The following is a 14780-nucleotide window of genomic DNA, read 5'->3' on the forward strand; positions in this document are numbered from 1 at the left end:
AAACGGTGCCCCATCCAATCTCCCCCCTTGAGGGGGAGATGCCCGGCAGGGCAGAGGGGGGTAGCTACGAGCGACCTCAGAGCGCGTTCGCCAGCCGCACGAATTCTTCCACGCTCAACGTCTCCGCCCGCCGCTGCGGGTCGATCTCCGCGCGGGCCAGCAGCGCCTCGCCGCCGAGCGATTTGACGCTCTGGCGCAGCATCTTGCGGCGTTGGCCGAAGGCGGCGTGGGTGACGCGCTCCAGCTTCGCGACGTCGCAGGGCAGCGGGTTGGCGATGGGCTCCAGATGCACGACGGTGGAGGTCACCTTCGGCGGGGGCGTGAAGGCCTGGGGTGGCACGTCGAAGGCCATGCGGGCGCCGGTGCGCCAGCCGCAAAGCACGCCGAGCCGGCCGTAATGGTCGTCGTTTTCATCCGCCACGATGCGCAGGCCCACTTCGCGCTGGAACATCAGCGTCAGCGAATCCCAGAACGGCGGCCAGGCCTTCGGCAGGAGCCAGTTGACGAGCAGTTGCGTGCCGACATTGTAGGGCAGGTTTGCGATGATGCGCACCGGCTCGCCGGGCGCCAGCGCCTCGAAATCGGTCTTCAGCGCGTCGCCTTCGATGACCGTCAGACGGCCCGGATAATGATCGGATACTTCCGCAAGCGCCGGCAGGCAGCGCGCGTCGCGCTCGATGGCGATCACGCGCCTGGCGCCGAGCGCGAGGATGGCGCGCGTCAGGCCGCCCGGTCCCGGGCCGACCTCGATAACCGTGTGGTCCTCGATGGGGCCGGCGGTGCGGGCGATCTTCTGGGTCAGGTTGAGGTCGAGCAGGAAATTCTGGCCGAGCGCCTTCTTCGCGTCGAGCCCATGGCGCTGGATGACGTCGCGCAGCGGCGGCAGTCCGTCTAGTGCCGCCATCACGCGGTCCTTTCGTGCATGGCGAGGTCGTAGGCGAGCCGCAGCGCCGCCAGCAGGCTGTCCGGCCTGGCGATGCCCTTGCCGGCGATGGCGAAGGCGGTGCCATGATCCGGCGAGGTGCGGATGAAGGGCAGGCCGAGCGTCGCATTGACGGAATCGTCGAAGCCGAGCGCCTTGGCGGGGATGAGCGCCTGGTCGTGATACATGCAGAGCGCCACGTCATAGGTGGCCCGCGCGGCATCGTGGAACATCGTATCGGCGGGCAGTGGCCCGACGGCGTCGATGCCGGCGGCCTTCAGCCGCTCCACGGCCGGGCGCACGATCGCGTCGTCCTCCAGGCCGAGCGCCCCGCCTTCGCCCGCATGCGGGTTGAGGCCGGCAATGGCAAGGCGCGGGCGCGCAATACCGAAGCGCTGGCGCAGATCCCGTTCGGTGATGACGGCGGTCTCGACGATCAGCTCCTCCGTCAGCGCCGCGGGAACATCCTTCAGCGGGATGTGGATCGTCACGGGCACGCTGCGCAGCTTCGGTCCGGCAAGCAGCATGACGGGCAGGGCGGGCTTGCCGGTGGCTTTGGCCGCGATGTCGGCGAGGAATTCCGTATGGCCGGGGAAACCGAAGCCGGCATCGTAGAGCACGGCCTTGGCGATCGGGTTCGTCACGACGGCCGATGTGCGCCCGGCAAATGTGAGCGCGACCGCCGTCTCGATCGCGCCGGTGATGGCGGCGGCATTCTGTGAGCTGGGCGCACCGGGCGCGACGGCGGCGGCGCAGTCACAGGCAAGAACCGGAAGGGCATCGGGGAAGAGGGCGGCTGCCGTCTCCGGCTCCGCCGCAGCAATAGCGACGTCGAGGCCGAGCAAGGCGGCGCGCTCGCACAGAACGCGGGCATCGCCGATGAACAGGAAGGGCGGCAGGGAAAGCGTCTTGCGGGCCGACCACAGCGCGAGCGTGATATCCGGCCCGATCCCCGCCGGATCGCCCATGGTGAGCGCCAGCGGAGGAATGTTCGTCGTCGTCATGGGACCTGCCGTCAGCGGGTTGGAGAGAGCGGACCGGCCGGAAGCTTACGGCCGAGACATCAGCGTTCGGTGATCGTCGCCTTCTTGCGCAGTTCGGCGAGGTACTTCTTGCTGTTCTCGTCGTTCTCGTTGCCGTTCGACTTGGCGAGGTCTTCCGCGCGGAACACCATTTCGGCGGCCACGTCGTCGTTGACTTCACGCTTCTTGCAGATCGCGAGATATTCCACGCCGCGTTCGGTGACGCGCGTGCCGGTCGTCAGGCCGTCGGCCTTCTCGATGAGCGGTTTCCAGTCTTCCGGCATTTCCGGCGCGAGCACGCGGCCGAGGTCGCGGATCGAGACATCGAGCATCGTGGCGGCGAAAACCTTGGCCTGGTCGCAGCCCGGGAATTTCGAGCGCGAGGCTTCCGCTTCCGCCTTGCGCTTGCCGAGAATGGCGTTGCGGCGCTTTTCCGGCACGACGAAGATGACCTGCTTGAGGAAATATTCCGTCGTCACCGGCTTCTTGCCACCGTTTGCCTGCATGCGCTCGACGAGCGTCTTGCCGGTGGCGGTGCCGCTGTAACGGGCGTTGACCACGCGCGGCCAGCTCATCTGCACGGCGATATATTGCTTGAAGTGTTCGACGCCGACGCCGGCGCGGTCGAGGACCTGGCCAAGCTGCTGGGTCGTCATCTTGTTCGAAGAGGCAAAACGCGCATAGGCGGCTTCGACGTCGGAGCTGCTGACGGAGTTGCGCACGCGCAGGATTTCCGTGCGCTTCAGCGCGTCCTCGATCATCTGCTCGCGGGCCATGGCGCGCAGGTTGCCCTTGGCGCGCTGCAGCCTGAGGAAGGCGGCGCGGCGCTCGATCTCGCCGGATGTCACCGGCATGTTGTTGACGACAGCCACGACGGAGCTTGCCGCCTGAACGGTGCCGACCGGGGCCGCGATCGTCACGGCGGCGGCAAGTGCCACGCCCATCATCATGGAGCGCACCAGAGATTGTCTGCCCATCATGCCAGTCCCTTTCCCAAACCCATTGCCGCGTCCACCGGTTTCATCCGTGCGGGCGCGCCTCCCATGCGGAAGGCGTTCACCAGCGGGCGCTCTCCCGGATGTGCATAATACATGCGGCCAAACGATGACAAGAGCGGCCGCGCGGCCTATTCGAAGCCCGTCAGCGTCGTATCGCCGACATTGATGTCGCCGAGCGTGCGGAACATCAGCCGCGCACCGATCGACCAGTCGTTCGCCGTCGTGCCGGACTTGTCGCGCGTCTGCTCGTAGACGACCGAGAAGACCGTGTCGCGATCGTCGTAGGAGAAGCCGAAGCCGTTGCGCGACAGGCTCTGGCGGTTGATGTCGTAGGTCAGCGACCCGAACACCGACCAGTAGTTCTCGAACTTAAACGCCGCGGCGCTCTGGATTTCGCTGGCATTCTCCGCCAGGCCGTAAAGCGGCTGCGCGGCGATGCGCGTATAGGTAACCTCGGTCTCGAAGCGGGCGCCATCGAAGCGCACCGACGTGTCCGAGCGGCGCAGCGACAGGTCGTTCTTGTCGAGGCGGGCGCTGTGGGCGACCGAAAGGCCGTTCGGCAGGTCGAAGCCGGCCATGCCGACATAGTCCGACGTATCCCGTTCGAGGCCGGAATTGGCACCGGCATTCACGAGGTCCGGCGTCGCGAAGGAATTGACGCCGCCGAGATGGAACGACTGGCCGACGATCGAGCGCAGGCGCACGCCATTGTCGAAGGTGCCGGTGTAACGCAGGCCGATATTGGCGCGCGAGCCGCCCTCGATGCGGTCGAAGCCGGAGAACTTGTCGCGCTCGAAGAGGTTCGTCGCGTCGAAGACGAAGCTCTGCGCGTCTTCGTTCGGCAGCCCGCCCGGATAGTCTTCGTCCGGGCGCAGGTAGATCTGCGCGATCGGCTCGAAGAGGTGGGTGCTGGTGTCGGTCGTCGCCAGGATCGGGTAGCGCGCCTCGAGGCCGGCGGTCAGCATCGAGCGGGTCGCGCTGCTGTCGTCCTCGTAGATGCCGGCATAGGCGAGGCCGGGGTCGTTCATGTCGAGGCGGTGGATATCGCCGCGGGCCGCGAGCAGGGGCGTCAGCACGAGGCCGCCCGGTACGACGAACTGGCGCTTCCATTCGAGTTCGCTGGTCAGCCGCGTCGTGCCGCCGGCAAGCCCGCGGAAGCGTTCATTGCCGCGAACGCTGTATCGGTCGGAGAGGTCGCGCTCGATATTGGTGATGTTCGTCGTGATCGACAGCTCGCCGCCGAGGACCGGCTGCGGCGCGATATATTCGTAGTCGAGCGTCTGGGCGATCGCCTGCTTGCGCTCCAGCCGGTCCTGCGGATCGGCATCCTGCACGTCGAAATAGAACGAGCGCAGGTCGAAGATGTTGCGGCGTCCGAGACCGGTCAGATAGACCTGATTGGTATGAATGCGGTCGCTCAGGCCGTCCAGGTCATAGGTGCGCGAAAAGTTGTTGTCGCTCTGCACCATGACATCCCAGCCGAAGGCCCAGCGGGGATTGATCTTGAAGCGGCCCTCGGAGGCGACCATGCCGCGGAAATCGTCGCGCCGGTCGCTCGTGCCTGCGGAAAACACGCCCGGGTTCCACTGGTCGATGCCGGCGGCGCGCAGCGTGATCTGGCCGTTGTGGAAGCGCTTGCGGAACTCCGCCTCGACGAGGAAACCCTGACGGGTCAAGACGCTCGGCGAGATCGTCGCGTCCATGTCCGGCGCGATCGCGAAATAATAGGGTGTCGTGATGCCGAGGCCGAGCTTCTGCTCGTAGCTGAACTGCGGGAACAGGAAGCCGCTCTTGCGCTTCACCGTATGGTCCGGCACTTCCAGCACGGGAATATAGGCAATCGGCCGGCCGAACATCTCGAAGCGCGCGCGCTCAAGCCGGATCGTCTTGGTGCGGCCGTTCTGCACGACGCGCTCGGCCTTGATCTGCCAGAGCGAGCGGTGCGTCGGGTCCGTGGCGCAGGGCGTGCAGGCGGTATAGACGGCGTGGTTGAGGATCATTTCCTCGCCGTTGACGCGCTCGCCGCTGGTCGCCGCCAGCTTGGTGAGATCGGTGGTCTCGATGCGCAGCGCATTGACGAAACCGTTGGCGAAATCGTCCGACAGGTCCATCTGCTCGCCGTAGACGCGGTTGCCCGTCGGCTCGATGAGTTCGATGTTGCCGAAGGCGGTCAGCCGGCCGGTCTTCTGGTTGTATTCGACCTGGCGCGCGACGAGCTTGTAGCCGCCGTAGTTGATCTGCACCGCGCCGCGGGCGATCACCTTTTCGGAGTCATTGTTATAGACGAGCTCGTTCGCCGCCAAAAGCAGCTTGGCGTCGTCCGGGATATTCGGTTCCATCGACTGGATGTCGGGTGCCTGCGCCCGGGCGGGGAGCGCGAAGGCGGGCACGATGGCGCACATGGCCGCACCTGCAAGCAGGGCGGCTCTCAACCACCTATTCGTTTTGCGGTCGCCTGCCGCCACTAGCCATCCTCCTGATGGAGAAGAATCGTCGCCCCTAACGACATTGCGACGACCACTGGGAGCCAGGCCGCAACGAACGGAGGTACAACACCGCTGCTTCCGAATGCTTTCACAAGCACGGTGACGACATAAAGCATGAAGCCTGACAGGATTCCACCCAGAATCACCGCACGCGATTGATTAAACCGGCTAAATTTCAATGATACACAGGCTGCGATCAGCGTCATGGCAACCAGGAGCAGTGGCAGCGAGAGCAGGGAATGGAACTGCGTTTCCATCGCGTCCGTGGGGAAACCGAAGGACTTTGCCGCCTCGATCTTGCGCCCAAGGCTCAAAAACGGAATGGATTCAGGCTTTTCGAGGCTCTCCTGGACGAATTCCCGTTTCAGGTTGGTACGAAGCTGTACCTCTTCGAGACGAACCGGCAACTCGCCGTTGCGCGTCTCGTGCACGTTCTTAAGAAGCCAGTAACCATCTTCCAAGGTTGCCGAATCGGCATCCTGGCGCAGCACGATGCGGCCGTCCGGATCGAAGTGGATGACGGTGACGTTGAGCAGCCGCGTGCCCTCGTCGAGAACCGCCTTGGCGCCGATGATCGCCTGGTCGTCGCCATAGATCTGGCGCAGCCACGGCACGGCGTTTTCGGTGCGCGAGGCGTTGGCGGCACCCCAGCTCGCTTCGAGCTCCACGGCCTTCCTGCTGCTCCAGGCCGCGATCGGATTGATGGCGAGAACGGCGAGCACGCCGAACAGGAAGGAGCCGATGATGAAGGGGCGCAGGAATTGCCAGACCGAAATGCCCGCCGCCCGCGTGACGACCAGCTCGTAGCGCCGGTTGAGCGAGATCAGCGACGCCATGCCGGCAAAGAGCGCCACGAATGGCACGGTCTGCATCAGGATCGTCGGGATGCGCAACGCCGTGACCAGCAGGCCGCTGGTCAGCGTATAGCCGGGCAGGGCGCCGACGCGGTTCGACATTTCGCTGAAATCGATGATGAAGATCAAAGAGAAGATGCCGAGCAGGAACCAGACGGTGGTGACCGTATAGCGGCGGAAGAAATAGAAGCCCAGTGTGGGGATCATGGCTGGCCGCTCCCACCGGTCGACGCCGGGCCTGCCCGCCATCGATTGCCAAGCTCGGTCAACCGCTCGCCGAGCGTCACGGGAATGTCGAGGCTCTTGTTGCGTCCAAGATAGCGGATCGCCAGTGCGGCGGTGACGCCGGGGATGAGATACATGATCGGTATGAAATAGGCGGAATCTTCCGCATTGTTCGACGCATAAAAGCTCGCCCAGCGCACGAAGAGGGCGGTGAGCAGCGCCGTGATCATCGGATGCACGCGGGCTTCGCGGTGCGAGCGCGCATCGCCGCTGACGACGAGCGCGATGAGGCCGAAGACGGCCGGGAACAGCCATTCCGTGAAACGGCGGTGGATTTCCGCGGTGAACGCGCCCGGATTGCGCTGGTATTGCGGATCGTTCGGGTCGGGATCGAACAGATAGAAGAGGTCGCGGTCCTTGGCGCGGATGTTCGTCTTGCCGACACTCTGCGTCAGGTCCGCGAGATCGAAGGCGTAGGAATCGAACTTGATGATCGAGACGTTGCCGTCGGGCAGCTTGCGGTGCACCTCGCCGTCCTTCATCACCAGCGCCGAGCTGTTTTCGTCCACCGCGCCCTCGCGGGCATAATAGACGAGCTCGAAGCGCGGATCGCGCGTATCGGCCACGAACAGGCCCTCCAGCACGCCGCCATTGCGACGCTCGGCAACCTGCACATAGAGGCCGTCGGTGATCTTGCGGAAGGTGTTCTCCTGCACGACGGAGGAGAGCATGTCGGCATGCGCCGTCGCGATCATCTTGCGCACGGCGGTGCGCGAATAGGGTTCGGCGAAATTGTCGACGACGAAGGACACGAGGCTCATCGCCACGGCCAGAATCATGACCGGCCGGATGATCGTCATGCGCGAGGCCCCGGCGGAGTTCAGCACCGTCAGCTCCGAATCGGCATTCATGACCGTCAGCGTCTGCGACACGCCGATGACGAGCGCGAAGGGCAGGATGATCGGGATGACGGAGGGGAGAATGAGCGTCGCGAGCCGCAGGAATGCGAAGATCGACTGGCCGCTGTCGGTGACGAGGTTGATGCTGCCGAGCGCCTGCGTGACCCAGACGATGCCGAGCAGGGGCACGAGCGTGGCGACGAACATGAGCGACGCCCGCCGCAGGATATAGCGCTCGATCAATTTCATCGTTTCGTCCGCGTTTCCGACAGGCGGCTCCGGCTTTGTGCGGTGGCACCCCTCGGAACAGCCATGGGCATATAAGCTTTCTTCAGGCTGATGCCATAGCCGGGAGTCTCTCCGGCCAAGGAAAATTTATGGCGAACAAGCATGACTAACCATCTGTAAACAAGGTGCCGCATCTTGCCAAGCGCCGCAAAAGCGACAAGGAATTGATGAGATTGGCGGCCGTCTCTTATCGGACGACAGGCCCGCCGGCCACAGATTCGGAGTAAGTCATGGCTTCCAGATTCGACATCGGTTTCGCAAAGACGGCACGCGCCTCGGGCGGTCTTGCGATCCTCCTGCAGATTGCCGACCAGACGGCGGCCGGTCTCGGCGAGGTCGATCCGGAAGGCATCGTCACCCGCGCCGCCGGCGTGGCGAAATTCACCGGCAAGGCGCTGAAGACCCTCGACGTGTTGGCGCCGCATGGCGCACCCGTCGACCGCATCCTGGTTCTCGGCCTCGGCGAGGCGGACAAGCTCGTCGCCCACGACTGGCTGAAAGCCGGTGGTGCCGCAGCCGGCAAGATCGGCCGCGCCGACAAGGCGACGATCTACCTCGATGCGCCGGGCGCCACCGTCACCGCGAAGAACGCCGCCGATTTCGCGCTCGGCATGCAGCTCGGCGCCTACAGCTTCGATATCTACAAGACGAAGAAGGGCGACGACGACGACGCCAAGAACGGCAAGGCCGCCAAGGTGACGATCGTCACCGCCGCCGCCAGCGCCGCCAAGAAGGCAAACGACGTGTCCGACGCCGTCGCGGAGGGCGTGATTCTCGCCCGCAACCTCGTCAACGAGCCGGCCAACGTGCTCGGCCCGGTCGAATTCGCCGAAAAGGCCAAGGCGCTCGAAAAGCTCGGCGTCGAGGTGGAAATCCTCACCGAGCGCGAGATGAAGCGGCTCGGCATGGGCGCGCTGCTCGGCGTGGCGCAGGGCTCCGTACGCCCGCCGCGCCTGGCCGTCATGCACTGGAAGGGCGGCAAGGAGAAGGACCGGCCGGTCGCTTTCATCGGCAAGGGCGTCGTCTTCGATACGGGCGGCATTTCCATCAAGCCGGCCGCCGGCATGGAGGACATGAAGGGCGACATGGGCGGTGCCGCCGCCGTCATCGGCCTGATGCACACGCTCGCCGCCCGCAAGGCCAAGGCGAACGTCGTCGGCATCCTCGGCCTTGTGGAAAACATGCCTGATGGCAACGCCCAGCGCCCCGGCGACATCGTCAAGTCCATGTCCGGCCAGACGATCGAGATCATCAACACGGATGCCGAAGGCCGCCTCGTTTTGTGCGATGCGCTCTGGTATTGCAACGAGACCTTCAAGCCGCAGTTCATGATCAACCTCGCGACGCTCACCGGCGCGATCATGGTGGCGCTCGGCAGCCATCACGCCGGCCTGTTCTCCAACGACGATACGCTCGCCGCGCGCCTCACCGCCGCCGGCCTCTCGACGAACGAGCGCCTGTGGCGCATGCCGCTCGGCCGCGAATACGACAAGATGATCGACAGCAAGTTCGCCGACATGAAGAACACCGGCGGCCGTTATGCCGGCTCGATCACCGCCGCGCAGTTCCTGCACCGCTTCGTCAAGGAGACGCCCTGGGCGCATCTCGACATCGCCGGCACAGCCATGGGCTCGCCGACCGACGAGATCAACCAGTCCTGGGGTTCCGGCTTCGGCGTGCGCCTGCTCGACGAGCTGGTGCGCGCGAATTACGAAAGCTGAGGAGAGGGTGAGCGAAGTCCTCTTCTACCACCTGACCGAATCGAAGCTCGAGGACGCGCTGCCGCCGCTGCTCGACAAGAGCCTCGAACGCGGCTGGCGCGTCGTCGTGCAGACCGGCGACGCGGAGCGCCGCGACGCGCTCGACACGCATCTGTGGACTTTCCGCGAGGACAGTTTCCTACCGCACGGCACCGACGAGCAGGCGTTTCCCGCCGAGCAGCCGGTGCTGCTCACCATGACGGCCGACAACGCCAACGCCGCCACCGTGCGCTTCCTCGTCGCCGGCGCCGAACCGCCGGCGCTCGATCCCTACGACCGCGTCATCTTCATGTTCGATGGCTACGACCAGGCGGAGGTGGAGACCGCGCGCGAGCACTGGAAGCGCCTGAAGGGCGAGGGTCACCAGCTTACCTATTGGCAGCAGAACAGCGACGGGCGCTGGCAGAAGAAGGCCTGACGGCGTCGGGATAAAATGATGTTGTGGTTTATCGCCGGGTTCCTTGTTCTGTGCTGGCTCTGGCACAAAATTTTCGGCGGACGTGCGGACGCCCCGTCAGATACGGAAAAGGACGACGCGTCCGCTGGCGTCATCATCAGTGGCCGAGGTGTCAGCCGTATGATGAACGAGGTCGGGCGCAGCCTGTCCGGAATCCCCGAGGCGGTAAACCGATTCAATGAAATCGCCGCGGTGCTGGATGCGCAGGACAAGGAGAAAAAGCGCAAGGAGCAGAGCTCCTTTGGAAAAACCCTGCGCGACAGGCAGCTTGTCATCGGTGCTGTTCGCGACATCGGCAAGCGCGAGCGTAGAATCCGGAAGGAGATGGACACCGATCCTGAATTCGCCAGCTTGTACGAGTCCAACAAGGCCGAACTGGAAACCATACTTGCTGGACATGCTCCGCCACGGAAAAATCCCGGTCGGGCTGGCCTTGTTCCGGTCCAATACCGGACGTTGCGGTCCTGGTCGATACCGTTTCTCGTGCATTTCACGCGCGTTTCGAACCTTCCGTCGATCCTGGCAAACGGCATCATGCCGGTGGCGTGGCACGCGAAATCGGGCATTGTCCCCGCCGTGAACGATGTCCATAGGTTCGATAGACGAACGAACAGCTCGTCCTTCTCCATCGCCCACCCCAATCACCGCATGCTCTGGAAGTACCGCCAGCTGGATCCAGATGAAGATTGGGTGATCCTGGCTGTCGATCCAGATGTGATCTGGAAGAAGCAATGCGCTTTTTGCGCGCGCAATGCTGCGGAGAAGAGCATTTCCAGCCGGAGCCTCGGTGATCTGACAGGGCGCGCCGCATTCGACAAGATGCTCGGAGTCAACCGGCGCACAGATGCGCTTCCCTACGAACCGGCTGACGATCAGGCAGAGGTCCTGATTTTCGGCGTTGTCGAACCCGAATTGATTACCGGCGCCTTCTTTCTGAAGGACGAGACTAGAGCAAAACTTGACGGATTGTGCGGCGCACGGGCTACGTTCAATGCGGCTGAGAGTGAAGCCTTGTTTTCTTCCCGGTCACATGCAAGACGGCTAACGGGCAACGCTGCGCTGCTGGACGGCTACCAGAAGCTGATGGCGCAGATCGCGGACGATCTGCGCCAGGACCCGGGGCTTGCGACGTATCTGGACGCGGCGCTCGCGGAAATGCTCGACAACCCGGATATCTATTCCGCCTGATGTATGGGGCAGCGGTTCTCCCTCCGCGCTTGCAGTGTCGAGGTCGCACGGCTCTGGTCTGACGACTTGCTTCATTTCAGTCGTGAAACGCCTCGACGAATTTGCGGCGGCCGAGCATGAAGGCGTCGGCGACGTGGCGGAGCGGCGCGAGGTCGACGTCGGATTTCCCGGCCTTCACGATCTCCGCGAAGCGCTTGTAGAGCATCGGATATTCCTGCTCCGGCTCCTCGTGCACCAGCTTGCCGTCGATGGAGAGTTTCGCGCCGCCTTCGGACAGCACCATCTCACCGGCCTCGGTATCGGCGACGATGTCCCAGCTCTGCTTGCCGGTCTGGCGCCAGTCGAAATCGGCCTTGAGGTCGAGGCCCCTGGCGTCGGAGAAGGTGATCGAAGCGGCGATCGGCGCGTCGCGGTTTTCCGGGAATTCCAGCGTGGCGGCGGTGATGAAGACCGGGCGCGGCAGGATATGGGTGACGATCGAGAGCGCGTTGATGCCCGGATCGAAGACGCCGAGGCCGCCGGCCTGCCAGATCCAGTCCTGGTTCGGATGCCAGTGGCGCACGTCTTCCTTCCAGATCACCTGCATCGAGCTGATCGTCGTGCCGGCAAGGAAGCTCCTTGCTGCTTCGACGGCCGGCGCATAACGCGAATGCCAGCTCGCGAAGAGCGAAACGCCCTTGGCGGCGGCAAGCGCTTCGAGGTCGGCGACTTCGGAGAGCGTCGCGCCCGGCGGCTTTTCGAGGAAAACATGTTTGCCGGCCGAAAGCGCCTTCTCCGCCGCCTCGTAGCGATATTGCGGCGGCATGCAGAGCGAGACGGCATCGATTGCCGGGACGGCCGCCAGCATCTCGTCGATCGACTTGAAATTGTCGATTCCGTCCACCGTGCCGTGGCGGCTTGCAGCGGCGATCAGCTTGTAATCGCTGTTCTTGGCGACGGCCGGAAGATGCTGGTCGCGCACGATCTTGCCGACGCCGACGATTGCGAGATTGATCGGGGACATGGCTCCACCCTCATTTGTATGATGATTTGGCGGTGTTGTAGCAGAACCTTCAGCCGGGGCAAGAGTGCCTCCGCACTGACGCTTGCCTATCCTTTGTGCAAGGCCGCCGGGGCGGCCTTCGCCTTTCGTCTAATGCCGGGCCTCAGACCGGGAAAACCCGGCCTCGGACTTGAAACCAGCCTTGAAATCGGCACTCTGGCTATGCTTGGCACAACAGCAATAACACGCCAAGCGGGGAGGAGTTCTCATGAAGACGCTGCTGGTTTTCAGCCGGCTCATCGACACGATTACGGAAAACATCGGGAAAGCCGTTGGCTGGCTGATCCTGATCGCCGTGCTTGTGAGCGCCGGAAATGCCGTTATCCGGAAACTGTTCAATATGTCATCCAACGCCTGGCTTGAGGCGCAATGGTATCTCTTCGGCGGGGCCTTCATGCTCGCTGCCGCCTATACGCTGTCGCAGAACGAGCACATCCGCATCGACGTCGTCTACGGCAAGTTTTCGCGCCGCGTGCAGCACTGGATCGACCTTCTCGGCCATTGCCTGTTCCTGATGCCCTTCGTGCTGCTGATGGTCTATTTCCTCGTGCCCTATGTGCTGATGTCCTATCGCTCGGGTGAGGGCTCCTCCAGCGCCGGCGGCCTGATCGTCTGGCCGGCCAAGGCGATCCTGCTTGCCGGCTTCGTGCTGCTTGCCGCCCAGGGCGTGTCGGAGATCATCAAGAAGATCGCCATCATGAGCGGCGACATGGAGGACCCGACGCCCTACGTGCCGACGCACGCGCCGCTTGACACTACCGTGGCGGAGGAGAAGGGCGCATGATCGAGTTCATTGCGGAAAACCTCGCGCCGATCATGTTCGTGTCGCTGATCGTGTTCCTGCTGCTGGGCTATCCGGTGGCATTTTCGCTTGCGGCAAACGGCCTGCTCTTTTTCATCATCGGCGTGGAGCTCGCGCCGCTGTCCGATTCGATCAACCTGTCCTGGCCGCTGTTGAACGCGATGCCGGAGCGGCTATGGGGGGTGATGTCGAACGACACATTGCTCGCCATCCCATTCTTTACCTTCATGGGGATCGTGCTCGAAAAATCCGGCATGGCGGAAGACCTGCTCGATACGATCGGCCAGCTTTTCGGGCCGATCCGCGGTGGCCTTGCCTATGCGGTGATCTTCGTCGGCGCGCTGCTTGCGGCCACCACCGGCGTCGTCGCCGCCTCGGTCATCGCCATGGGCCTCATCTCTCTGCCCATCATGCTGCGCTACGGTTATGACCGCCGCGTCGCCTCCGGCGTCATTGCGGCGTCCGGCACGCTCGCCCAGATCATCCCGCCGTCGCTCGTGCTGATCGTGCTCGCCGACCAGCTCGGCCGTTCGGTCGGCGACATGTATGCCGGCGCTCTCATCCCGGGCCTGATCCTGACCGCCCTCTACATGGGCTACATCCTGCTGATGAGCTTCCTCAAGCGGGATTCCATGCCGGCCCTGCCGCTAGAGGCGCGCTCGCTCGGCTCCGGCGTGACGTCGCTCATCATCGCGCTGATCGTCGCGGCCGGCTTTGCCTACGCGGCGCATGTCTATCTCTACCCGACACAGGGCCCGAATGCCGACATTCTCGGCGCCACCTGCGGCGTCATCTTCATCTACGTCGTTGCCCTCGTCGATAAGACGATGAATATCAATATGATGTCCCGGCTGGCGCAGCAGGTCATCATCGTGCTGATCCCGCCGCTCGCGCTGATCTTCCTCGTGCTCGGCACCATCTTCCTCGGCATCGCGACGCCGACGGAAGGCGGCGCCATGGGTGCTGTGGGTGCGCTGGTCATGGCGGCTGCCAAGGGCCGGCTCAACATGGAGGTGATGCGTTCGGCACTTGCCGCCACAACGCGCCTTTCCGCCTTCGTGCTGTTCATCCTGATCGGTGCCCGCGTCTTCTCCCTCACATTCTATGGCGTGAACGGGCACCTGTGGGTCGAACACCTCCTGGTCTCACTGCCGGGCGGCGAGACGGGTTTCCTGATCGGGGTGAACATTTTGGTGTTCTTCCTGGCGTTCTTCCTCGATTTCTTCGAGCTCGCCTTCATCATCGTGCCGCTGCTCGCACCCGCGGCCGACAAGCTCGGCATCGACCTCATCTGGTTCGGCGTGCTGCTCGGCATCAACATGCAGACCAGCTTCATGCACCCGCCCTTCGGCTTTGCGCTGTTCTACCTGCGTTCGGTCGCCGCGAAGGTGCCCTATCTGGACAAGGTGACGGGCAAGGTGACCCAGCCGGTAACGACCGGGCAGATCTATTGGGGTGCTGTGCCCTTCGTCTGCATCCAGATCGTCATGGTGGCACTCACCATCATGTTCCCGCAGATGGTCATGCACTACAAGGATACGGGAACCGGCATCGATCCAGCGACGATCAAGATCGAGGTGCCCGGCTTCGGTGCCAATGGTGGGGGCATGACGCTGCCGGACAACGGCGGCGGCCTCGGCCTGCCGGGTGGCTTGCAGCTCCCCGCCGGTAACCCGCTGGAAGGCGGCGAACAGAAGCCGGCTGGTGAAGGTGAGCAGAAGCCCACCAACGATCTTTCGAGCCCGCCATCCTTCAACTGATGTTTTGGGCCGGCGTCAGCCGGCTCTTTCCAAAGAAAAACCCCGGAGCATCGCTGCTCCGGGGTTTTTTGTGCGGT

At 63.9% G+C, this 14780-nt stretch carries 12 protein-coding genes; 5 read left to right on the forward strand and 7 right to left on the reverse strand.

The genetic code is table 11. The features are described 5' to 3' along the window. Positions 1-76 precede the first annotated feature (76 nt). The 6 genes from rsmA to lptF form a co-directional block, all read right to left on the reverse strand. The gene (rsmA, locus tag GB927_RS19365) at positions 77-904 is read right to left on the reverse strand and encodes a 16S rRNA (adenine(1518)-N(6)/adenine(1519)-N(6))-dimethyltransferase RsmA (RefSeq protein WP_256118849.1); all 828 of its coding nucleotides are present in this window, start codon (positions 902-904) and stop codon (positions 77-79) included. After that, complete coding sequence (gene pdxA, locus GB927_RS19370; protein WP_256118850.1) at positions 904-1926, reverse strand: 4-hydroxythreonine-4-phosphate dehydrogenase PdxA; 1023 nt, start codon at positions 1924-1926, stop codon at positions 904-906. Before pdxA ends, rsmA begins: the two co-directional genes overlap by 1 nt. A gap of 59 nt (positions 1927-1985) precedes the next feature. Then, on the reverse strand, positions 1986-2924 hold the full coding sequence (locus tag GB927_RS19375; protein WP_256118851.1) for a SurA N-terminal domain-containing protein: 939 nt from the start codon (positions 2922-2924) through the stop codon (positions 1986-1988). A gap of 146 nt (positions 2925-3070) precedes the next feature. Beyond that, complete coding sequence (locus GB927_RS19380) at positions 3071-5407, reverse strand: LPS-assembly protein LptD (protein WP_256118852.1); 2337 nt, start codon at positions 5405-5407, stop codon at positions 3071-3073. After that, on the reverse strand, positions 5407-6489 hold the full coding sequence (lptG, locus tag GB927_RS19385) for an LPS export ABC transporter permease LptG (protein ID WP_256118853.1): 1083 nt from the start codon (positions 6487-6489) through the stop codon (positions 5407-5409). Before lptG ends, GB927_RS19380 begins: the two co-directional genes overlap by 1 nt. Further along, a complete protein-coding gene (gene lptF, locus GB927_RS19390) occupies positions 6486-7655 on the reverse strand; it encodes an LPS export ABC transporter permease LptF (RefSeq protein ID WP_256118854.1) in 1170 nt (389 codons plus the stop codon). The genes lptG and lptF overlap by 4 nt, the downstream gene beginning before the upstream one ends. A gap of 269 nt (positions 7656-7924) precedes the next feature. On the opposite strand from lptF, the gene GB927_RS19395 reads away from it, so the two are divergent. Genes GB927_RS19395 through GB927_RS19405 form a run of 3 tightly spaced genes read left to right on the forward strand, consistent with a single transcriptional unit; the run spans position 7925 to position 11099 of the window. After that, the gene (locus GB927_RS19395) at positions 7925-9415 is read left to right on the forward strand and encodes a leucyl aminopeptidase (RefSeq protein WP_256118855.1); all 1491 of its coding nucleotides are present in this window, start codon (positions 7925-7927) and stop codon (positions 9413-9415) included. A gap of 7 nt (positions 9416-9422) precedes the next feature. Further along, a complete protein-coding gene (locus GB927_RS19400) occupies positions 9423-9872 on the forward strand; it encodes a DNA polymerase III subunit chi (RefSeq protein ID WP_256118856.1) in 450 nt (149 codons plus the stop codon). An 18-nt stretch (positions 9873-9890) separates the two neighbouring features. After that, positions 9891-11099, forward strand: a complete 1209-nt coding sequence (locus GB927_RS19405; RefSeq protein ID WP_256118857.1) for a DarT ssDNA thymidine ADP-ribosyltransferase family protein — start codon at positions 9891-9893, stop codon at positions 11097-11099. A 76-nt stretch (positions 11100-11175) separates the two neighbouring features. Here GB927_RS19405 and GB927_RS19410 read toward each other — a convergent pair whose 3' ends face one another. Next, the gene (locus tag GB927_RS19410; RefSeq protein ID WP_256118858.1) at positions 11176-12102 is read right to left on the reverse strand and encodes a Gfo/Idh/MocA family protein; all 927 of its coding nucleotides are present in this window, start codon (positions 12100-12102) and stop codon (positions 11176-11178) included. Positions 12103-12349: 247 nt separating this feature from the next. Between GB927_RS19410 and GB927_RS19415 the strand changes: the two genes are divergently transcribed. Together GB927_RS19415 and GB927_RS19420 are read left to right on the forward strand one after the other, a co-directional pair. Next, positions 12350-12925, forward strand: a complete 576-nt coding sequence (locus GB927_RS19415; protein ID WP_256118859.1) for a TRAP transporter small permease subunit — start codon at positions 12350-12352, stop codon at positions 12923-12925. Further along, entirely contained in the window at positions 12922-14703 is a 1782-nt protein-coding gene (locus GB927_RS19420; protein WP_256118860.1) for a TRAP transporter large permease, read from the forward strand. Before GB927_RS19415 ends, GB927_RS19420 begins: the two co-directional genes overlap by 4 nt. Positions 14704-14780: the final 77 nt, after the last annotated feature.

Origin of the sequence: Shinella lacus, assembly GCF_010994755.1 — a bacterium.
In the GTDB taxonomy this organism is placed as follows: domain Bacteria; phylum Pseudomonadota; class Alphaproteobacteria; order Rhizobiales; family Rhizobiaceae; genus Shinella; species Shinella lacus.

Excerpts from the sequence above, each read along its gene's own strand:
- rsmA (WP_256118849.1), bottom strand. The coding sequence starts at position 904 with ATGGCGGCACTAGACGGACTGCCGCCGCTGCGCGACGTCATCCAGCGC.
- pdxA (WP_256118850.1), bottom strand. The coding sequence starts at position 1,926 with ATGACGACGACGAACATTCCTCCGCTGGCGCTCACCATGGGCGATCCG.
- GB927_RS19375 (WP_256118851.1), bottom strand. The coding sequence starts at position 2,924 with ATGATGGGCAGACAATCTCTGGTGCGCTCCATGATGATGGGCGTGGCA.
- lptG (WP_256118853.1), bottom strand. The coding sequence starts at position 6,489 with ATGATCCCCACACTGGGCTTCTATTTCTTCCGCCGCTATACGGTCACC.
- lptF (WP_256118854.1), bottom strand. The coding sequence starts at position 7,655 with ATGAAATTGATCGAGCGCTATATCCTGCGGCGGGCGTCGCTCATGTTC.
- GB927_RS19395 (WP_256118855.1), top strand. The coding sequence starts at position 7,925 with ATGGCTTCCAGATTCGACATCGGTTTCGCAAAGACGGCACGCGCCTCG.
- GB927_RS19405 (WP_256118857.1), top strand. The coding sequence starts at position 9,891 with ATGTTGTGGTTTATCGCCGGGTTCCTTGTTCTGTGCTGGCTCTGGCAC.
- GB927_RS19410 (WP_256118858.1), bottom strand. The coding sequence starts at position 12,102 with ATGTCCCCGATCAATCTCGCAATCGTCGGCGTCGGCAAGATCGTGCGC.
- GB927_RS19415 (WP_256118859.1), top strand. The coding sequence starts at position 12,350 with ATGAAGACGCTGCTGGTTTTCAGCCGGCTCATCGACACGATTACGGAA.
- GB927_RS19420 (WP_256118860.1), top strand. The coding sequence starts at position 12,922 with ATGATCGAGTTCATTGCGGAAAACCTCGCGCCGATCATGTTCGTGTCG.